At 70.0% G+C, this 18,962-nt stretch carries 19 protein-coding genes and 1 pseudogene; 5 read left to right on the forward strand and 15 right to left on the reverse strand.

Annotated elements, in window-relative coordinates:
- Positions 1–53 precede the first annotated feature (53 nt).
- Positions 54–572, forward strand: a complete 519-nt coding sequence (locus AQJ84_RS39050) for a hypothetical protein (RefSeq protein ID WP_030045912.1) — start codon at positions 54–56, stop codon at positions 570–572.
- 124 nt (positions 573–696) lie between these two features.
- Positions 697–1,494 (forward strand): hypothetical protein, encoded by a 798-nt coding sequence (locus tag AQJ84_RS39055; RefSeq protein WP_030045913.1) that lies wholly within the window; start codon positions 697–699, stop codon positions 1,492–1,494.
- A 73-nt stretch (positions 1,495–1,567) separates the two neighbouring features.
- Here the strand turns inward: AQJ84_RS39055 and AQJ84_RS43325 are convergent, their stop codons facing one another.
- The 9 genes from AQJ84_RS43325 to AQJ84_RS44595 form a co-directional block, all read right to left on the reverse strand.
- Positions 1,568–1,831 carry a hypothetical protein gene (locus tag AQJ84_RS43325; RefSeq protein ID WP_128092420.1) on the reverse strand — a complete coding sequence of 88 codons (264 nt, stop codon included), beginning with the start codon at positions 1,829–1,831 and terminating at the stop codon, positions 1,568–1,570.
- Positions 1,832–1,979: 148 nt separating this feature from the next.
- Entirely contained in the window at positions 1,980–2,318 is a 339-nt protein-coding gene (locus AQJ84_RS39060) for a hypothetical protein (RefSeq protein ID WP_037802911.1), read from the reverse strand.
- 322 nt (positions 2,319–2,640) lie between these two features.
- The gene (locus AQJ84_RS39065; protein ID WP_374935421.1) at positions 2,641–3,183 is read right to left on the reverse strand and encodes a DUF6461 domain-containing protein; all 543 of its coding nucleotides are present in this window, start codon (positions 3,181–3,183) and stop codon (positions 2,641–2,643) included.
- A gap of 325 nt (positions 3,184–3,508) precedes the next feature.
- Positions 3,509–3,991, reverse strand: a complete 483-nt coding sequence (locus tag AQJ84_RS39070) for a GNAT family N-acetyltransferase (RefSeq protein WP_051869811.1) — start codon at positions 3,989–3,991, stop codon at positions 3,509–3,511.
- Between the two features lie 517 nt (positions 3,992–4,508).
- Complete coding sequence (locus tag AQJ84_RS39075) at positions 4,509–4,925, reverse strand: DUF6281 family protein (RefSeq protein ID WP_063753091.1); 417 nt, start codon at positions 4,923–4,925, stop codon at positions 4,509–4,511.
- A gap of 290 nt (positions 4,926–5,215) precedes the next feature.
- Positions 5,216–6,661 (reverse strand): MFS transporter, encoded by a 1,446-nt coding sequence (locus tag AQJ84_RS39080; protein WP_030039939.1) that lies wholly within the window; start codon positions 6,659–6,661, stop codon positions 5,216–5,218.
- Entirely contained in the window at positions 6,661–7,236 is a 576-nt protein-coding gene (locus AQJ84_RS39085) for a TetR/AcrR family transcriptional regulator (protein ID WP_030039938.1), read from the reverse strand. Before AQJ84_RS39085 ends, AQJ84_RS39080 begins: the two co-directional genes overlap by 1 nt.
- A 600-nt stretch (positions 7,237–7,836) precedes the next feature.
- Positions 7,837–8,298, reverse strand: a complete 462-nt coding sequence (locus tag AQJ84_RS39090; RefSeq protein WP_030039937.1) for an ester cyclase — start codon at positions 8,296–8,298, stop codon at positions 7,837–7,839.
- A gap of 188 nt (positions 8,299–8,486) precedes the next feature.
- The gene (locus tag AQJ84_RS44595) at positions 8,487–8,636 is read right to left on the reverse strand and encodes a zinc-binding dehydrogenase (RefSeq protein WP_079022713.1); all 150 of its coding nucleotides are present in this window, start codon (positions 8,634–8,636) and stop codon (positions 8,487–8,489) included.
- Positions 8,637–8,935: 299 nt separating this feature from the next.
- Between AQJ84_RS44595 and AQJ84_RS39095 the strand changes: the two genes are divergently transcribed.
- Both AQJ84_RS39095 and AQJ84_RS39100 read left to right on the forward strand, forming a co-directional pair.
- Entirely contained in the window at positions 8,936–9,844 is a 909-nt protein-coding gene (locus AQJ84_RS39095) for a helix-turn-helix domain-containing protein (protein ID WP_053192217.1), read from the forward strand.
- Positions 9,843–10,181, forward strand: a pseudogene (locus AQJ84_RS39100) (YciI family protein); the annotation flags it as partial. The gene AQJ84_RS39095 and the pseudogene AQJ84_RS39100, both read left to right, overlap by 2 nt.
- A gap of 118 nt (positions 10,182–10,299) precedes the next feature.
- On the opposite strand, the gene AQJ84_RS39105 reads toward AQJ84_RS39100, so the two are convergent.
- Together AQJ84_RS39105 and AQJ84_RS39110 are read right to left on the reverse strand one after the other, a co-directional pair.
- Positions 10,300–10,968, reverse strand: a complete 669-nt coding sequence (locus AQJ84_RS39105) for a class I SAM-dependent methyltransferase (protein WP_051869809.1) — start codon at positions 10,966–10,968, stop codon at positions 10,300–10,302.
- A 50-nt stretch (positions 10,969–11,018) separates the two neighbouring features.
- Complete coding sequence (locus AQJ84_RS39110; protein WP_030039934.1) at positions 11,019–11,423, reverse strand: imine reductase family protein; 405 nt, start codon at positions 11,421–11,423, stop codon at positions 11,019–11,021.
- A 352-nt stretch (positions 11,424–11,775) separates the two neighbouring features.
- Here AQJ84_RS39110 and AQJ84_RS39115 point away from each other — a divergent pair, with 352 nt between their 5' ends.
- Positions 11,776–12,837 carry a hypothetical protein gene (locus tag AQJ84_RS39115; protein WP_128092247.1) on the forward strand — a complete coding sequence of 354 codons (1,062 nt, stop codon included), beginning with the start codon at positions 11,776–11,778 and terminating at the stop codon, positions 12,835–12,837.
- 131 nt (positions 12,838–12,968) lie between these two features.
- Here the strand turns inward: AQJ84_RS39115 and AQJ84_RS39120 are convergent, their stop codons facing one another.
- The 4 genes from AQJ84_RS39120 to AQJ84_RS39135 are packed head-to-tail and all read right to left on the reverse strand — an operon-like array spanning position 12,969 to position 18,782.
- Positions 12,969–14,489: a HAMP domain-containing sensor histidine kinase gene (locus AQJ84_RS39120; protein WP_053192215.1), complete on the reverse strand. Its 1,521-nt coding sequence runs from the start codon at positions 14,487–14,489 to the stop codon at positions 12,969–12,971.
- Positions 14,486–15,229, reverse strand: a complete 744-nt coding sequence (locus AQJ84_RS39125; protein ID WP_030039932.1) for a response regulator transcription factor — start codon at positions 15,227–15,229, stop codon at positions 14,486–14,488. Before AQJ84_RS39125 ends, AQJ84_RS39120 begins: the two co-directional genes overlap by 4 nt.
- Before the next feature lie 50 nt (positions 15,230–15,279).
- The gene (locus AQJ84_RS39130; protein ID WP_030039931.1) at positions 15,280–17,475 is read right to left on the reverse strand and encodes an ArnT family glycosyltransferase; all 2,196 of its coding nucleotides are present in this window, start codon (positions 17,473–17,475) and stop codon (positions 15,280–15,282) included.
- Between the two features lie 17 nt (positions 17,476–17,492).
- Positions 17,493–18,782 carry a glycosyltransferase gene (locus AQJ84_RS39135; protein ID WP_030039930.1) on the reverse strand — a complete coding sequence of 430 codons (1,290 nt, stop codon included), beginning with the start codon at positions 18,780–18,782 and terminating at the stop codon, positions 17,493–17,495.
- Between the last annotated feature and the right edge of the window lie 180 nt (positions 18,783–18,962).

An 18,962-nucleotide genomic window follows, 5' to 3' on the forward strand; every position in this document is an offset into this window, starting at 1 on the left:
GGGCCTGTCCAGTGTGTCGACGGGTCTCTGTGCCTGCCTTCTAGGCTGACGCCATGGACAACGGGCTAGCCCACGAGGGAAGCGCCTTCATCAACTTTCGGCACCACATGCCGGATCCGAAGGAGCACGCCTTTCGGTGGGTCGACATCAAGAAGCTCCGATTCTCTGCGGAGTCCGTGGATGAGAGAGAACTGCTCGCGGCACTGATTGGGCATGAGCAGTTCCGGGACGATTATGCAGGTGGTGGAGTGTTGCCGGAGGGGCTCCGGCATGGACCGTATTGGTTGCGGTTGATCACTCCCGACCTCTACGAACCCATCAGCCAGGAGAAGGCCGTGCACATCTTGCGGGAGTGGGTGGATTTACGCTGGGACGTGCCCACCGAGCTGGAGGCCGATTTGCAGCGGGAGGTGTTCGACCGCCTGGCCGCAGCCGATGGCATCTACTACCTCGGCGAGCTCGGTGATGAGGCGATTCACGACTGGGGACGTGTACACGACTACTTCCACGAGTTCGTGCTCATCGACCGCTCGGCTGGGCAGATCACGCTCGTTGTCGCAGCCGACGACTGAGCCGACCACCGGGGCATCCGCCCCTAGTCACCTATGGACCACAAGTAGGGGAGCCGTTGACCGGCAGTTGTCCGCTGCCAGCCGTCGCGGTGCTGTGTCAGCCCCACGTGCCACACTGCCGCCCATGTCACTCACTGATCTCACTCTCCACCAATGGCGAACCTTCGACCCGCTCACCGCCCGCCGCACCGCCCAGGAAGCCGCCGACCAGGTGGGCGGCCGGGTGACGCTCGTCGAGACCACGGAGCACCTCGGTGCTCCGTTGCACCGCGTCCGAATCGAGCGGAACGGGCAGGAATTCGCTCTGATACCCGGAGGCCCGGTGTCCCTGGGTTTTGATCTCGACAACTGGCAGCCGACCCCGGAGCAGGCCGCCGACTACGCCGAGAGCCTGGAGCAGGGCTTCGGCTACGGACCGGATCTGCGGGCCCATCTCGCGCGGGAACTCAGCGCCCGCCGGAGCGTCCACCTGGCCACAGTCCTCATGGCCGTGGAGGACGAGAATCTGACTGAACCTCCTGCGGACATGCTGGATGTTCTATCAGCCCGTGGCCTACGGATGCCGAGCTCCGACGAGTGGGAACACGCTTGTGGAGCCGGGGCAGACACCCTGTTCCGGTGGGGTAACGACTGTCCCCTCGACCGGATCCCCTATGGGGATCACGTCGGCCCGCAGAACCAGCTGAACGCCTTCGGCCTGCATATCGCCTACGACACCTATCGCACGGAACTAACGAGCGATGTCACTGCGGTCCACGGCGGCGACGGGGGCGAGTCGGTGTGCGGCGGCTACGGCCACCTGCTGGCCTGGCTGCCCCTGGCCACCGCCAACCGCAACCCGTCCATGGTCGAGTTCGTGTACGGACCAGACGGGGAAGACATGTACGAGGACTTCTCCGCTCGACCGGTGCTCACGTTCTGAGACATCAGCTGGGCGGAGCGGCCTGGTCGGTGTCGACCAGGTCCTCCCCCCTCCCCCTTCAACACCAACCCGGTCAGCCGGCCGCGATGCAGGCCGTCAACTGGTCGACGAGAAGGCGCAGATCGTCGTCGTGGGCGGACAGTTCCGCCAGGCGGTAGGTCCTCTCCCCCGACCTGCCGCCGGCGAACTGCAGCGTCAGAGCACGGGTTACCTGGCCGCGACGGCGCAGCAACAACCCGAGGCGGACCACCGATCGAGAAGAGCGGGCCCTGGCTTCGGCGCCGTCCAGAGCGTGCCGGGGAAAGGCGCAGCGGACGGTCGCGACGGCGGGCCGCATGCAGGGGACGACGGCGCGTGAGTCGATGCCGCGGCACGCCGCCCACGAGGCTGAGGCCGCAGGCCCGCCGGGGGGCGGGCCCGTTGCATGGTGAGCGGAGGGACTCACACCACGCGATCCGGTTCCTCCGCGCCGTGGGGCCGTTGGCCTAGTAGGCGGTGGACCAGGCTTGTGTGGTGTGCTGGATCCAGCGCTGGATGGTGGTGTTGATGCTGTCGGGCAGGGCGCTGAGGTGGTCGATGGCTTCCCGGTCCTCGAGTTGGGGTGGGACGCCGGCCGTTGTGAGGGCTGCGTGCAGGTCCAGGCGCCGCCGGTCACGCGGGCCGACCGCGATGTCGAGGCGCTGGGCGGGGTTCGGGGGCGGCAGCAGGTAGTCGTCCTGCTTGGACTGCGGCGCCGGCTCCCAGTACGGGGTGCTGGGCACGTCACAGGCGTAAGGGTCGAAGAAGGCCTGCGGGGCGGCGGACTCGGAGGCTGTGGCAGTCAAGAGGATCTCCTCGCGTGAGGGGTACCGGTCTTGCATGCCAGGAGGCGGTCCGGGCACTGGCCGGTTGCACTACGGGCCTCACACCACACGGACGGCGGCATCGGCAGCTCATCCGCCAGTCGCAAGTGTAAGGACGCGCGCCGTTGCCGCCGGGACTGCCCCGGGTCCTGCACAGGCCGACAATCCCGTGATGACGGCGCGACCCGTACCCCTCTCGGACAGCGCACCCCTGCTTCGCAACTTCGCCTTGCCGAACAACTCAACGAGGGGAAGCAGAGCCAGGGCGGCGCGTACGCCGGGGCACCTTCCACGCGCTCGCTCGCTACTCATCTGTCTCGTGCTCCGAACGATCCCTGGTCGGCGGCTCGTTGTAGGTGATCACGACCGGCGCGTTCGCCTCCGCCCGTACGCGGTCCGACGCCGTCGCCATCTCCTCGTAGGTCCATCCCCTGTGCAGGCGCTCCCTGGGGGCATCGGTGATGTCGACGACCACGCTGGTCCACTCCTCGGCGGGCTGTTCGGGGACGAGTCCCAGCTCGTACGTAGCGTCCCGGATCAGGGATTCGGTGACGCGTATGCCGGTGAGTCTCTCGGCCAGAGCAAGGACCGCCGCCTTCCGGTCGACGTCCGGGGCGCTCTCGTCGTGCTCTCCCTCCGAGGTCAGAGGGAAGCCGACTTCCCGCAGCAGGGGGACCAGTTCATCGGGGGTGTTGCCGTCACGCGACGAGGGGCCCTCGAACGTCGTACGGAGCTCACCGTCCTCGAACCAGTGGAAGAGGTGGATGGGCTTGCCGCCGTTGGTCGAGTGCGCCACGACCCGGCTGCCCTTCGAGAGCGTCTCCACGCACTGCGCCGCGATCCCCAGGCCACCGTCGAAGCAGCTCCAAGGAGATGTGCCGGATCCGTGTCAGCTTGAGAATGGTCCCTTTTGAGAGGCGGAGGGACGGCGGGAGCTGCACAGGGCACGGGGGCGCGGGGCTACACCTCGATGTGGCACCACGACGTCGAGCAGATCCTCGGGCGGCATCTGCTCGTGCGAGGTGTGTATCCCGTGGACCGTTCATGCCGAGCGGTCCCCCGGGCTCCTCCTGGAGCGGAGACAAGGACGGAAGGACCCAGAAGCCGTTGCGCCCGGCGGACTGGCGCGAGAAGGGGCGCTCCCGCGGGGAGGGGGGAGGCACCGTCTGCGGTTACGGGATCAAGAACTCCAGCTCGGGCCGGTCCCACGCCACCGCGGGCGGGTTCGCGGAGACGGTCCCGGTGAGCAGCGCGCCCACGCTGCGGTAGAACCCCTCGGCCGGAGGATGCGACACGACGCGGACACGGTCCAGCCCGGCCGCGCGCGCCTCGGACTTCATGTGCTCGACGAGCAGCCGCCCGATGCCGCGGCCCTGCGACCCGTCGGCGACGAAGAGCAGGTCCAGCTCCGGCGGCGCGAGGACCAGCGAGTAGAAGCCGAGCACCCGGTTCGCGGGATCATCGGTGTCAAAGGCCACGAAGACCCGGTGAGCTTCGATGTAGTCGGGACCGACGCGGTAGCCCGCGACCATCGCCGCCCACGGGCCCTCGTAGGCGCGCGAGCCGCGCACGAGCCGCGTGAGCCGTTTGGCGTCCCGGGCGACGGCCTGTCGCACGGCGGTCGTCCCGGGCGTGAAGGTAATACGCGGCTGCATACGGGGAGTATTACGCATCCGGAAGTGTGCTTGCGCGGTGGGTGGGGGCGACGGCGCCGCCGTCTGTGTACCGGGCGGGGTCCCCCTCCCGGTCATGGCGGCAACCTCCCCGAGCGAGCCGACCACCGGCATCCGGATTGTCCAGCCCGCTGCCGCACACCTCACGAAGCTGCCGCATCCGGTACCGGAAGGTGCGGGATGAATGCCCAGCGCCCGGGACGCCGCAGGTACGTCACTGAAGCGGTCGAAGCAGGCACGCAGTGTGCGACCAACGCACCGCGGTGCTCGGCGCCGTCCGCCGCCGGACGCTTCACTGGCACCAGCGACCCGCTGGATGCGCAACTGAGCGAGGCAGACAACGCCGAGATCGACGCCCTGTGCGACCAGTGCCGCTTCTACGGCACGGACAGCGCCATCAGCCCCCTCCCCCTGACCAGTCCAGCTGAGACACCATGCTCATGAACCGGACCAATCGAGAGGGGCATACGTTCAGCCCGGACCTTGTTCGGCCCCGGCCTCAGGAGCGGTCGGTCACCTTCTCGAGCTCGGGCGGGAGCTCCTCGACGCCGTCGGCGACGACGAGGCGGTACGCGTCGGTGTCCTCGGCCACCGCGATGGCGACTGCCGGGTCCACTCCCCGCACGGCGAAGGCGGTCATCAAGGCCGGGCCCTCCCCGTCGTCGCCGTCGCCCGGCGTGTCGTCGCATGCCTGGCGGGTGGCGCTGCCGAGCGACTTCCCCACAGGGACGTCGGTCTCCCCCCGGCCCAGGTAACTGCGGCCGTCGTAGTCGACGACGTACGCGCAGGACGGCGCGGGCCGCGCGCTGTCGCCGTCGTCCGACGACGACACCGACGTGCAACCCACGGACAGCGAGACGAGGCTCCCCGCCAGCATGGCCCACGCGGGTCCGCGTCTTCCGTATAACGCCTTCATCGGTACGCCTCCTCCTGGAGCGCCTGCTCCGGATCAGTGGATATGGAACGAAGACGTGCCGGGGTCCGGAAAGGTTCGGATTCCGCTCACTCCCTGCGCCACCGGCCGTGCACTGCCGCTGTGGCCGGCAGCGATCTCTACGCCGTTACGGCGGTCACCCAGTTCCGCGAGCTCCCCAACGGCCACGAGTTACTCGTCCAGGCGGGCCAGGGTCTTCGGGGCGAGACCGGCCTTGCGCGACTCGACCCCTCGGTGCAGCCGTCCATGGTGGTTCTGTCCGGTGGCCCGGGTTACGGCTCGCGTTCGTCCTTCTTGTCTTCATCGTTCCGTACCGATCGCGTTCCATCCCTCGCGGGAATGGCGGGTCGGGGCAGGCGTGCGGCGAGAGGAGCACCGAGCGCGGCCACGCCGGCCAGGACCAGGAGCGCGGGGCCCGTGCCGAGAGGCATCAACGTGGTCGCGGCCGCCACTCCCAGCGTTGGGCCGACGTTCATCGCGGTCTGCTGGAGTCCGCCCGCCACCCCGGCGGACTCCGGCGGCGCATGTCGTACGAAGACGGCGGTCGCGGTGACCATCAACGCGCCGAAACCCGCCCCCAGCAGCAGGAACCCGCCACCGATCAGCACCGTCGACGCCCCGGGGCCGAGCCGCGACAGCGCCAGCACCCCGGTGGTGAGCAGCGCGGTCCCCGCGAGGGCGGTGGGACGGGCGCCCCATCGGCGCAGTAGTACGGCCGACAGTGGCGCGCCGAGCACCATCATCACGCCGCCGGGCAGTGCTACGAGACTGGTGCGCAGCGGGTTCATGCCGAGGACGTCCTGGAGGACGAAGCTGCACACGAACAGTGCGCCGAGCATCGCGGCCGACGCGGCCACCAGCACCCCGAGCGCCGCACTCGCCGTCGCCGTACCCAGCAAGGCCGGCGGCAACAGCGGGTCGGGGGTACGCCGTTCATGGCGGACGAGGGCGCCGGCCGTGACGGCCGCGATCAGCAGGCCGACCGCTCCGGTGGCCGTCCAGCCGTGCTCCGGCACCCCGACCAGCGTGTGCACGAATGCCGCCAGGGCGACAGCGAGCAGCGCGGCGCCGGGCAGATCGAGCCGGGGCCCGGGCTCCCGCCTCGTTCGCTCCGTCTCCGGGGGACGCACCGCCAGCGCCAGGAGTCCCATGACCAGCGCCGGTACGACGTTGAGGAAGAACACCGCCCGCCAGCCCAGTCGGGCGACGAGCACACCGCCGACCAGGGGACCGGCCGCGGCCGCGACCCCGATGGCACTGGTCCGCAGCGCGATGGGCATCCCCAGCCGGTCGGGCGGGAAGGCGGCCCGCAACATCCCGAGCGTGGCGGGCTGCAACAGCGCTCCGAAGACGCCTTGGACGACCCGCAGCCCGATCACCCAGCCCACTTCCGGTGCGAACCCGATCCCCGCCGAGGCCGCACCGAACCCCAACGCACCCCAGGCAAAGACCCGTTGATGCCCGAACCGGTCGCCGATCCGCCCCGCGAACACCAACAGCCCGGCCACCCCGATCAGATAGCCGGTACTGGTCCACTGGACCTCGGTGAGGGAGGCGTCGAGATCGCGCCGCAGGGTGGGCTGGGCGATCGTCAGTACCGTCCCGTCGAGGGCGACGATCACGGCACCGAGCACACTGTTGGCGAGCGTGAGGCGGCGGTGCGGCGCGGGTGTCGGACCGCCCCGGTCGACGCCGGCCTCCGTCGTGGACGCCGTCATCACTCCCCCCTCCCCAGGTGGGCCTCCAGTGCGGTGTCGAGCAAGGGGGCGAAGTCTGCGGCGTCCGTGGCGAGTTGGAGGCTGCCCCACGTCCACAGCTGGGCGATGCCGTACAGGTTCGCCAGCAGTGCGCCCGCGACGAGGGGGGCGTCGGCCTCGGGCCGGGCCCGTCCGACGAGATCCACCAGCAGGGAGAAGATCGGCATGCTGACGTCCCGCAAACCCAACTCGTTGCTCTCGAGCAAGTCGTGGCGGAACATCAACTCGTGCATGCCCCGGTGCGTGAGCGCGAAGTCGAGATACACGCGCCCCAGCGTCGCGATCTGTTCACGCGGGCTCGCCGTGTCGTCCCCGAGCGCCGCGACCCCCTTCCCCGCCAACTCCTCGAACCCCCGGCGCGCGATGGCCGACAACAACTCCAGGTGGGTCGGGAAGTAGCGGCGCGGTGCCCCGTGCGACACGCCCGCCCGCCGCGCGATCTCCCGCAGGGAGAGCGCCTGCACACCCTCCGTCGTCACCAACTCGACCCCGACATCTACCAGTCGGGACCGCAGCCCCGCCTTCGGCTCGCTCATAGACACTGTCTACCAAGGAAGGTAGACAGTGTCTACTGGCATGGCGTGGTCGCCCGCCCTCTCCAGGACGCAGAGTCCCCGTCACCAGGTCGCCGACCTGCAACCACAGGACGGGATCCATCGACGCGCCCCGGGTCTCGTACCGGGTCACACTCCGCCGGGCGTGCGCGCGACATGGGCCTGCGAACGAGGGCGCCTGCCGGGCCGTTGCTTCAGCTGGTTGAAGCAACGTTCCACCCCGTTGCGCTGCTTGTGGAGCTCACGGCCGAAGCCGGTGGGCGCTCGCCCCGACTGCCGCGCCAGGCCGGCTTGGTTGGAGACCTGATCGACCCTCTCGGGGATGGTGCGCGATTCCGCGGCGCTGCAGCCAGGTGCGGATCGCCTTCGAGCCGAATCCCCTGTCGCCCAGCACCTGGGCGGGCCGTCCACGCGGACGTCCCGGTCCGATGCGAGACACGCGTATTGCCTCCATCACGCCGTGAACTGGGTGCGGTCACACCGCACGGGCACGTCCCGTCCCGCCGGCCGTGCCGGTGTGAGTGCGGGCGGCGGGACATCGGACAGTTCATGGCGCCGTAAGACTCGACCATGCGCCTGCTGTCACGGCCGAGCCGGGCCGTTGGGCCCGGAGACAGCGCCGAGCTGGGCAAGACCGGCCAGCACGTCGGTGCAGGTCCAGTACTCGACGAACCTGCCGCCGGAAACCCGCAGGATGTCGTGGCCGCTGAAGGCGATTGCGGTACCGACCGGCGCGGTGGCGTGGTCAAGGCCACCTGTGTAGTGGGCGCGCATCGTCCACCTTGCCGCGATCAGATCGCCCTGGATGATCGGCCCGACGTCTACGGTGATGGCGATGTCGCCGAACGCCGCCATCGTCTGCTCGATCTCGGGAAGCAGTCGCGCGGGACCCTTCATCGCTTCCGAGTCGCTGCCGTCTGGTCGTGCCTGATGCACGACGAAGTCGGGGTCGAGGATTTCATGGGCATGGCCGAAGTCGCCGCGCCACAACTCGGACCAGAGGCCGTACAGCTCCCGCATCCGGTCGGTGGGCAGGGTGCTCACAGTGTTCTCCTTTGGGATATAACCTGCGCCACGCATCATCTGCGTGACGCAGATGATTGAAAGGGTGGATGCCGAGCCGTGTCAAACGAAATCGGTCGCCACCGGGCGGGACCCTTGCCCGTGCGCGGTGGAGGTCCCCGCTCGCATCCCCAGGCTGTGCTTGGTGCGAGGCAGGGCGGCGGATGGAGTCACCCGATGTCCAGCACGATCTTGCCGCGGACCCGTCCGGTCTGGCTGAGGCGGAGGGCATCGACGGTCTCGGCCAGTGGCAGCACACGGTCGATGTGCACCGTGCGCCTGCCTGCGTCGGCGAGAGACGCGAGGGCGGTGAGGTCCATGGGACCGGGCCGGGTCCACACCTGGTGTCCGCCGAGCCGTGTGACCTCGGGGTCGGCGATCGAGGCGACTCGGGAGGGGTCCCTCAGCTGTCACGGTTGCCTCCACAGAATCCTGCGTCGTGTCGACGTCGGCCTGGGTAGCCCACCCCTGTACGGCGGGGCCGTGTCGCAGGCCGCTCCAGTACTCGCTACGGACAACGCCGTCCGGGTCATCTGAAAGGTCTCCGGGTAGCCGAAATGCTGGATGTCGCACTGAGGCGCTTGAGTCTCCAGCCGCCGGAGGGTTCAGGATCCTACTCATGGACGACGAACGCCCCGAAGTGCTCACCATTGGCCGGCTCGCGCACCGCACCGGGGTTCCGGTGCGTACCCTGCGCTTCTGGTCGGACGAGGGGGCGGTGCCGCCTGTGGCCCGCTCCGCGGGCGGCTACCGGCTGTACGCCGCCGAGTCCGTGGCCCGCGTCGAGCTGGTCCGCACCCTGCGGGAGCTGGGCCTCGGGCTCGACGACGTGTGCCGCGTCCTCAGCGGCCGCACCACAGTCGCCGAGGTCGCCGACGCGCACGTGGCCGCACTCGACGCGCAGATCCGCTCACTCAAGGTGAGCCGGGCCGTCCTGTCCACCGTGGCGAAACGTGGTTCGACCGTTGAGGAGACAGCACTGATGAACCGGTTGGCGCGGCTTTCCGCCGCCGAGCGCACACAGATCATCGACGAGTTCAAAGAGGAGGTGTTCGGCGGCCTCGACGACCCGAGCCTGCGTGACCGCCTGCGCACCTTCAGCATCGAATTGCCCGACGATCCCACACCTGAGCAGGTCGACGCCTGGATCGAACTGGCCGACCTGGTGCGGGACCCCGGATTTTGCGCCCGGTTGCGCACATGGATGCAGCTCAACACGCCCGTACCGGGACAGCGCCGTCCCCCCGGGGCGTCCATCTGGTGGGCCAGGCAGATCGTGCAGACCGTCGCGGAGGTCAGAAATGGCGGGGTCTCTCCCGAGGGGCCGGCAGCGGCCGAGGTTCTGTCCGAGCTGTTCGGTGACGCCGATCGGGCCGCCGTGCTGCGCAGTCTGGAGGCCGGGATCGAGGCAGGAGCGGAGCACTACCGCAGGCTCGTTGCCCGTGTGCGCGGGCAGGATTCGTCACCCGACGCGACCGAGGAGCTGGAATGGTTGGCGCGGGCCCTGCGCACCGCGGATCAGACCTGAACCGAACCATCAGGCCGGCGTCTCCCGGGACGTGCTGCTGCGACGGTGGCTCACCATGCCGGGGCGCACCATGCGGGACTTCCCCGGCGGCCGGACCTGCGGCACCCGGTACCTGGTGCTCGGCCTCGGCACGGGGCAGGCCGCCCGCCTCGCGGTGCCGCGCGACCGGGACGAGCCGGTCGCCTACGGGCCCGCGGTTGTCCGACCACAGCGCCACCTGGCTGGGGACGGCGGCGTGGGTCCGGGGGCCGGACCCGGACACGGCACGCACCATCCTGACCCCGGGCCGGTACGCCGCCCTCGGGTGCCCGACTGGCAGTTCGGTGGGCGGTCGTGATGACCGAGAACATCCAGGCCGACGTCACCGCCGAACCTCCTCGGATCGCTCAGCATCCTTGTGTTTCACCCGAACCCGCGGATGCATCGGCCTGCCCCACACAGGTGGACCCGTGGGTTCACGCTGAAGGACCTTCGGTTTCCCTGAACCCACGGGGATCCACGCCCTCTGGACGGGAATGCACGCTGACGGCGTAGCCGCCGCCTGGACGGTAAGGGTCACCGTCCCAGGTTGCGAAGCGCTGCCGCAGCGTCAGTCCGGCCTCCGTGCACCAGTGGTCGAACTCCGTCAGCGTCACTGTCGGTTCCGGCAGCGGCAGGTGTTCCGCGTCCAGTCCCATGCCGGTGATCAGCAGTCCCCCGGCGCGCAATACGGCGGCAAGTTGCCGCACAACAGCAGGTTCGGTACCGGGAGCCAGCAAGGGGATGACGTTTCCCGCGGCGAGCGCCAGGTCGAAGCCGGGTTCCAGACCGAGGCTGTCCAGGTGTGCCAAGTCACCGTGGAGCCACTCCTGCGTGGGGGCGTCGCGGCGGGCGACGGCGAGCATGGAGCGGTCCACGTCCACGCCCGTGCAGCGGTGACCCAGCTCCGCGAGACGGATCGCGATCCGCCCGGTGCCGCAGCCGGCGTCGAGTACCCGGGCGGCAGGTGTCAGCAGCGCGTCGCAGAAGGCGGCCTCGCCGTGGATGTCGTGGCCTGATTCAGCGAGCCGCGCAAACCGCCGGGCGTAGTCCTCTCCGGCTTGTCCGCCTGTCAGTTTCGCCCAGCGGTCGCCTTGGCTGCTCATGGTCTGTGTGCCTTCCGGTAGACGGGACGAGGACGGTGCCCTCGTCTTCCTCACCGCCTCCGGCGCGGTGAGCAGCACGACCCTAGCCAGAACGCCACGTATCCGCCGACGCGGTGCCCGGCGGTCGCCGCTCGCTCAGCCGACGCCTGGACGAGCCTCGGCGCTCGGTGCTCGGTGCTGACACGAGGCGACTCGCTCTCCTCCACCACGTGCGCCATCGCCGCCAGGTGGGTGTCGATTGTGCCGTCGTGGGCCGGGTGGATGCCGTCGTCTACCGGGTGCGCGTAGCCCGGTAGGCGCGGCCCGCTGTAGGCGAGCACGGCGTCGGCCGTGCCGATGGCCTCCGGGACGGCCATGATCCCGCCCCCGAGGTGGCCGTCACCGCGGCGCGGCCGCTCTGTGCGGGAGTCTGCACTCGCCTCGGGCATCAGCAACGGCGGGCCGGAGTACGTCAACGCCGTTCCCTCCAGTGGTGTGTGGCCTCAGCGGCTGTCAGACTGGATGGGCGACACCTTCCCGCACTGGCCGGTGTGCGACTCAGGCTCAGCCGTCCTGGACGGCGACAACAGCATCGCCCGGACTCAGGGCAGCGGATGCGTTGACGAGTTTGCGCTGCCAGGAGCCTCAGGACTCACTGACCGACGAAGTGATGATCCAAGCGAACGGCGTGCAGGTCCGGCCACCTCAGGGACCCATCTCCCGTAGCAGAGCGACAGAGGTGGCACTGCGCATCGAGGTTCCATTCGAAGGCAGGGTCAACGTTCGGCTCGTCGTGAACGACTCCCGCGAGCGCTGCGACTCTCCGCTGTGTGGATACCGGCGCGCAGCCCGCGAAGCCCTGCACAGCTCGGGCTGGTTCAACTATCCCGGTTCGGGAGGCTCACCATGGAGATCCCACAAGAACTGATCACCGCGCTGGAGGTTCCGGCCCTCGAGCTGACCTCCCTGCAAGGCGTCAACGGCGTGGGGCTGGGCTTGCGCGAGGAGAACGAGGAGTTCTTCGACGAGCTGGCTGTGCGGGTCTACGTCGACGATGCCACGGCTGCGCCCGAGCTGCCCACGCAGATCGCGGGCCTGCCGGTGTGCGTCGTCGAGTTCCCGATCGAACCGCTGTTCACGCCTGACACCAGTCGACACGACCCGCTCGTGGGCGGGGCACAGATCGAGCAGGCCCCTATGGCGTCAGGCACGCTCGGGGCGGTGGTCCTGCGCAATGAGGACAGCACGCTGGCCGGCCTGACCTGCCATCACGTCTCCGGCGACACCGGAGCCCGGGTCTTCCAGCCCACCGCGCCGCCGATGCCCATCGGTTCCACTCCGGACCTGACCGACAGTCTGGGGCGGGTGATCGCCTTCGACTCCCCCGTGACGCAGACAATCCCGACCCCGGCCGGGGGAACGCTCTGGTTGGGCCGGCAGGTCGACGCCTCCATCATCGCTCTGGACGAGGCCGCGCAGCAGGGCCGAACGTTCTCCAACGAGATCGCCGACGGCTTCGGCGCCGTCTCTCAAACGCTCGCGCCTGCGGTGAAGATGTTCGTCCGCAAACGCGGCTCGCAGACGGGCCCCACGGGAGGCCAGATCATCGGCATGGCGCCGGCCGTGTGGTGGAAGAGCGGCAGCCCACCGGACGGGCACCTGTACGCGATGGCCAACCAGTACGAAATCTTCTTCAACCCGGCGGAATGCCCGGACGGAATCTTCGCCCGGGGTGGCGACTCCGGTTCGGTCGTCCTGCAGTCCGGTTCGCACGACGCCGTCGGTCTGCTGTGGGCCGGCGTCTCGCAGGGCGGCCGGCGAGCCTTGATGTGCGATATCACCATGGTGGAGCAACGGCTGAACGTGACGCTCGCCTGGGCCTTCTCGTAACCGAAGGGGGCAGGCTTTTCGCACCCGTCCGCTCACGCGCCGATCGCTGTGACGATCCCCGGTCGCCTTGGCTGTGCGGCGTCCGCCCGTCCTCGTCCCTGCGTTCGGCGAGATCAGCGGGGTTCCTGGTCTCAGTCGGCTGCGGGCAGGGCCAGGCGGAAGGTGCAGCCGTGGCCGGGCGACGTGTCGAGTTCGAGGCGGCCGCCGTGGCCCTCGGCAATGGTCGCGGCGATGGCCAGGCCAAGGCCGCTGCCGCCGTGGAGGCGGGAGCGGGCGGGGTCGGCGCGGTAGAAGCGCTCGAAGACGAGCTCGGCGTCGACGGGTTCGAGGCCCGGCCCTTCGTCCGCCACCTCGATCACGCTGATCGGCAGGCCCTTCGGCAGGGGCGGCGAAGCCGTGCTGCGTCCGGGTCGGTCAGTGCCGCCGGTTCCGGGACCCGCCTCGCTCGAGCCGACGCGGACGTGGACGCGGGTGCCCGGCGGGGTGTGGATGCGCGCGTTGGAGAGCAGGTTCTCCAAGATCTGCCGCAACCGGTGCGGGTCGCCGACCGTCTCCACCACGTCGAGCGCCTCGGCGCCGGTGGGATCGGCCGGGGTGTGCAGCGGGCCGAGGTCAACGGGGTGGGACGCACTGTGGACGGCGGACGCGCTGACGGCGTCCGCCGCCAGGGACAGCAGGTCGACCCGCTCCATCCGATAGGAGGGTTCCTTGTCCAGTGTGGCGAGCAGCTGGAGGTCGTCGACCAACAGACTCATGCGTTCCGCGTTCTGGGCGATGAACCGGTTGGCCTCCTGCAGTTCCCGCGCCGGGCGCCGCTCCGGGCGCAGTGCGAGTTGGGCGTAGCCCTGGATGGCGGTCAGCGGGGTGCGCAGTTCGTGCCCGGCGTCGGCGACGAACCGACGCAGCCGGGCCTCGGACGCCTCACGGGCCAGCAGCGCCTTCTGCAGGCGGTCGAGCATGGAGTTCAGGACCCGGCCGAGCCGTCCGATCTCGGTACGCGCATCGGTGTCGGGCAAGCGCAGGTTGAGCCGGCCCGCCGTGATGTCCTGGGCCGTGCTTTCCATCCTGGTCAAGGGCAACAGGCCCAGCCGGACCACCCATCGGCCCAGGGCGAGCAGGGCGACGATCGTGACGGCCAGCAGAACCGCGTTCAGCCACAAGGTCTTCGAGGCGGCGCCGTCGACGGTGTCGAGCGGCAGGGTGACCACCGCGCTCATCCCCTCCGGGCCGGGTGTGAGCAGTGCTCGCCAGCGGCCGTCACCGCTCAGGGCACGCACGGTTTCCGGGTGCCCGTCCCGCAGGCCGAGGTCCTGAACGTCATCGGCCAACCGAGGTCCTGGCGTCGCCGCGGATCCGAGGGAGTCGTTCAGACGGTGCCCGGAGGCGTCGTAGAAGTAGACGTGGAAATCCGAGGGCAGCACGTCCGGGCGGTCCCCCGCCGCAGGGAGTGTGCCGTCGACGGCGTCGTAGAAGGCCGGTGCCGGTGGGTGGAACCCGACGAGCTGCTCGTCGACACGGTCCAGCAGCCAGGATCGAAGCGCCACGTAGCCGATGGCCTGGGAGGCCAGAACCGCCGCGGTGGCGAGGACGGTGACGCCGAGGACAAGGCGTCGCCTCAGTGATCCGGGCGGCCGTGGCAGGAGGTGGGTCACTGCCGCGACGTCCCTCCGTGGTCGCGGGAGAGACGCAGGCTGTAGCCGACACCGCGCACGGTCTGGATGAGCGGTGGATCGAAGCAGTCGATCTTCCTGCGCAGGTAGCGGACGTACGTCTCGATGATCCGTGCGTCACCAGCGAAGTCGTAGGTCCAGACGTGGTCGAGGATCTGGGCCTTGGTCACCACCTGCCCCGCGTTCTCCAGGAGGTAGGCCAGGAGCTTGAACTCGGTGGGTGACAGCGCGATGTACTGCCCCGCGCGGTGCACTTCGTGGGCCCCCTCGTCGAGTTCCAGGTCGGCGTAGCTCAGGACACTCGAAGCGGTCTGCGCCGTGACGGCCGGGGCCGTTCGGCGCAGGATGGCCTCGATGCGCAGCAGGACCTCCTCGAGGTTGAACGGTTTGGATACGTAGTCGTCTCCGCCGACCCTCAGGCCGCTGACGCGGTCGTCGGTGCCGGTACGGGCGGTCAGGAACAGGATCGGACAGTCGTTGCCCGCCGCCCGCAGCCTGCGGGTCACCTCGAAACCGTCCAGGTCGGGCAGCATGACGTCGAGCAGCACCAGGTGCGGTTCCAGGCGCTCGACCTCCAGGAGGGCCGACTGGCCGGTGTCGGTGCTGCTCACCTCGTATCCGGTCAGGCGAAGCGTCGCCTCCAGCAGGGTGCGGATACTGGGCTCGTCCTCGACCACGAGGAGGCGATGTCCCGACCCCGCGGCTGCGGGCTGCTCGGTCATGACGTCTGTTGATCCGTTCTGCCGTCTGGCGGCGCTCGCTTGGGCCCGGGTTACCTGGCGGCGCAGTCGTAGAGCACGTTGCCTCCCATGATTCCCGTCGCACCGCCGTCGTCCTGCTGGGAGGACGTGCCGCCGTACGACGACGCCGCAACCTTCGTGCAGTTGTCGGCGATCCAGTCGGAGCGCTGCTCGGCGTATCCGCCTGACAGGCCCGGCCGGCCGCCGCCGTTGGTGTCGGAACCCAGGATGTAGCGTAGTTCGCCGTTCTCGGTCCACTCCTTCAGCCGGGCCACCGACGGCGCGTTGTCGCTGTTCGTGAAGCCGCCCATGCCGATGACGGTCTCGTCGGTGCCCAGGATGAAGGCGCTGGCGGACAGGGCGCCGCCCTCGACGGCGAGCTTGATGCGTGCGTCGGGCGCGTGCTCGACGGCGTACTTGAGGATCTTGCGCTGGTCGGCGGTGAGTTCCCCGCCGCCGAAGCCGCCGCGCCCGCCCGGGGCACTTCCCGAGCCGCCACCGGGCATGCCGTTCGCTCCCCCCGTGGGCATGCCGGACGGCATCCCTGAAGGCATTCCGCCGGACGAGGGTTCACCGGAGCGGCCAGAGGATCCGTCGGCGTCGGGTAGGCCGGGCATGTTCGACGGCATCCCGGACGGCATGCCCGACGGGAGGCCTCCGTTCCCACCCGGCCGGGGCATGCCGCCGCCTCCGCCGAAGCCGAGTGTCTGCGGACCGGCCGTCGGGTTGGAGCCGCCCATGCTGGTGGAACCGGGCACGCTCATCGCCCAGGCTCCCGGAGCCACCAGAACCGACGCCACCGCCGCGCCCATGGCAGCCGTCAGCAACCGGCCGTGCCGTCGTGACAGCACCAGCAGGACGACGGCGGCGCAGCCCACCAGCAGCACCGGCCACACCAGCCAGCCGTTCCAGTCGGGTTCACGTCGGACCAAGACCACCGCCCAGACCACGCTCACCGCGACCCCGGCCACGCCCACCAGGGGCGCCCAGCGCTGGCCCGCACGGTGCACGCGGACCAGGCCGGCCGTCAGCCCGCCGCACAAGGCGGCGATGGCCGGGGCGAGTTGAGTGGTGTAGTAAGGGTGGAAGATACCCTTCTGGGTCGAGAACACGGCGGCGCAGACCACCAGCCAGGTTCCCCACAACAGCCAGCCGGAGGCCGGCAGCAGGGCGGAGGCGGGCAGCTTCCCCCGTCGGCTCAGCACCGCCACGGCTACGGCGACTGCGAGAGCCAGCGCGCACAGCGGCAGCAGCCAGCTGATCTGACCGCCCACCTGCTCGTCGAACATCCGGCCAAGGCCGGACTGACCGCCGAACCCGCCGGCGAACCCGCCGCCGCCTCCCATGCCCTGGGGCGTGCCGTCACTGGAGCCGAAGACCCGTCCCAGCCCGTTGTAGCCGATCACGAGGTCCCAGGCCGAGCCGTCCTCGCTGCCGCCGATGTAGGGATGGTCGCCCGGCCACAGGGCGACCATGGCGACCCACCACAAGGAGGACGCCGCCAGGATGGCTCCCGCGCCCAGCAGACGCCGCACTCGCGGTATCCAGGCGCCGCTTCCTCCCACGAGCCAGGCGACGGCGAACGCGGGGATGACCATCCAGGCGGCGAGCATCTTGGTAAGAAATCCGCACCCGATCAGGAAGCCGCTCGCGCACAGCCACCAGGTCGCGGCCCTGCCCTCCGCCTGCGACGCGCGGGTCAGCGCGTACGCCGCGGACACGAGCAGCAGGACCAGCAGCGTGTCGGGGTTGTTGTCCCGGTTGATGGCCACGGTGATGGGCGTGAGAGTGAGGACCAGGGCGGCGACCAGCGCCGCGCCCTCCCCCGCCCAGCGCCGCACGGTGCGGTGCAGCACCAGCACCGCGGCCACTCCTTCCAGCATCTGCGGCAGTATCAGTGCCCACCCGTGCATCCCGAAGACCTTGCTGCTGATCACCTGCGGCCACAGTGCGGCCGGAGGCTTGTCGACCGTGACCACGCCGGCCTGGTCGAAGGAACCGAAGAGGAAGTTGGTCCAGCTCTTCCCCATCGACTTCACGGCCGCCGAGTAGTAGCTGTTCCCCCACCCCAGGGAACCCAGGGCCCATCCGTACAGGACCGCCGCGAGCACCAGGACGGCGCCCAGTGCCGCGGGCGCCGCCCAGGCGGGCAGTGAGCGGACGGAGGTGTGCCTGCCGGCGTCGGCCGAAGCCGCCGGTACAGACGTGATGTGCGCGTAGTTGCTCATGTCTGGATTCGCTCTCGTCAGCGGGTACGGCCGCGGGGGCCGGCGAAGACGGCCAGCCGCAGGACGGCGAAGCGCACGCCGGTCACGGCGACGGACGCCGCGGCGAGGACCGCGGTCTCGGCAGCCGGTGAGGCACCGGGATCGAGCCACTTGAACCACAGCACCGCCCCGGAGGTGACCAGGTAGCCGAGGACGAACAGGCCCCCGGCGCCGAGGTGGGCACGGGCGGGCGGGGTGGTGGAGTACCGGAAGGTGAGGCGCCGGTTCGCCTCGGTGTTGAGGACGGTGAGGACGCACAGCGAGACCAGGTTGGCGACGGCGGGGGTCCACCAGCCGCGCAACAGCCAGTACAGCAGGGCCTGCCCGACCGTGGAGACGACGCCGATCGCGAGGAAACAGCCGACCTCCCACGACAGCACGCCACGTCGTGTGGCGGGTGCGAGGACGGCGTCGGGGTGCTCGGCGGCCGGTGCGGGGCGCGGTCGTACGGCGACGCGGGCACCGCCGGAGGCCTTGAGGCGCGCCATGCGCCACAGGCCCCGCAGATCGTCCGTGGCGGTGCTCACCACGTCCACCCGGGTGTCGACGTCCTCGACCCAGTCGACCGGCACCTCGTGGACGCGCAGCCCGTTGTGCTCGGCCAGCAGGAGCAGTTCGGTGTCGAAGAACCACGCGTCGTCGCGGGTCACCTTCAGCAGCGGCCGGAGTACCTCGGTGCGGGCCGCCTTGAATCCGCACTGGGCGTCGGTGAAGCGGACTTGGTGGGTGAGCCGGATGATGCCGTTGTAGCAGCGGGAGACGAACTCGCGGCGCGGCCCGCGCACCGTGCGCGCGCCGGGTGCCAACCGGGAGCCGATCGCGAGGTCGGAGTGGCCGCTGGCCAGCGGGGCGACCAGTGGCAGCAGCCCGTCGAGGCCGGTGGACAGGTCCACGTCCATGTACGCCACGATGTCCGCGTCGCTGGCGCCCCAGACGGTGCGCAGGGCCAGCCCGCGTCCTTTGCGGTCCAGGTGGACGACGCCGACCCCGGGCAGTTCGTCGACGAGCCGGTGGGCGGTGGCGAGGGTCTCGTCGTTGCTGGCGTTGTCGGCGACCGTGATCCGCCAGGGAAAGGGGAAACCCTCCGACAGACGCGCGTGGAGGGTGCGCAGGCACCCGGGCAGGGCGCGTTCCTCGTTGTAGACCGGCACGACGATGTCCACCGTCGCGGTACCGGCGTCCGGGTGAAGGGAACGGTCGACGGGCTGGAATGGGGCCGGCCGCTCCATGCGGGCGGCGATGTCGGTGAGGTGGGGGGTGGGAGTCATGGCTTCCTCAGGCATGAGGGGACGGCAGACTGCGGCTCACGGGCCCTGCGTCAGGGCCGCGGCCTCACTGTTGCCGTCCCGCCTGTGGGGGCGGAGGGAGAACACCGAGAACTGACGGGGAGTCAGATCAATGACTGAAAGCGCTCCCACGCTCCCTGCGAAACGGCAACGCCACGTCTC

The organism is Streptomyces resistomycificus, from assembly GCF_001514265.1.
GTDB classification, from domain to species: Bacteria; Actinomycetota; Actinomycetes; order Streptomycetales; family Streptomycetaceae; genus Streptomyces; species Streptomyces resistomycificus.

Coding starts and splice junctions, on each gene's coding strand:
- AQJ84_RS39075 (WP_063753091.1), bottom strand. CDS start 4,925: ATGAAGGCGTTATACGGAAGACGCGGACCCGCGTGGGCCATGCTGGCG.
- AQJ84_RS39085 (WP_030039938.1), bottom strand. CDS start 7,236: ATGAGCGAGCCGAAGGCGGGGCTGCGGTCCCGACTGGTAGATGTCGGG.
- AQJ84_RS39135 (WP_030039930.1), bottom strand. CDS start 18,782: ATGACTCCCACCCCCCACCTCACCGACATCGCCGCCCGCATGGAGCGG.
- AQJ84_RS39070 (WP_051869811.1), bottom strand. CDS start 3,991: ATGCAGCCGCGTATTACCTTCACGCCCGGGACGACCGCCGTGCGACAG.
- AQJ84_RS39105 (WP_051869809.1), bottom strand. CDS start 10,968: ATGAGCAGCCAAGGCGACCGCTGGGCGAAACTGACAGGCGGACAAGCC.
- AQJ84_RS39130 (WP_030039931.1), bottom strand. CDS start 17,475: ATGAGCAACTACGCGCACATCACGTCTGTACCGGCGGCTTCGGCCGAC.
- AQJ84_RS39050 (WP_030045912.1), top strand. CDS start 54: ATGGACAACGGGCTAGCCCACGAGGGAAGCGCCTTCATCAACTTTCGG.
- AQJ84_RS43325 (WP_128092420.1), bottom strand. CDS start 1,831: ATGCGGCCCGCCGTCGCGACCGTCCGCTGCGCCTTTCCCCGGCACGCT.
- AQJ84_RS39125 (WP_030039932.1), bottom strand. CDS start 15,229: ATGACCGAGCAGCCCGCAGCCGCGGGGTCGGGACATCGCCTCCTCGTG.
- AQJ84_RS39080 (WP_030039939.1), bottom strand. CDS start 6,661: ATGACGGCGTCCACGACGGAGGCCGGCGTCGACCGGGGCGGTCCGACA.
- AQJ84_RS44595 (WP_079022713.1), bottom strand. CDS start 8,636: ATGGACCTCACCGCCCTCGCGTCTCTCGCCGACGCAGGCAGGCGCACG.
- AQJ84_RS39095 (WP_053192217.1), top strand. CDS start 8,936: ATGGACGACGAACGCCCCGAAGTGCTCACCATTGGCCGGCTCGCGCAC.
- AQJ84_RS39055 (WP_030045913.1), top strand. CDS start 697: ATGTCACTCACTGATCTCACTCTCCACCAATGGCGAACCTTCGACCCG.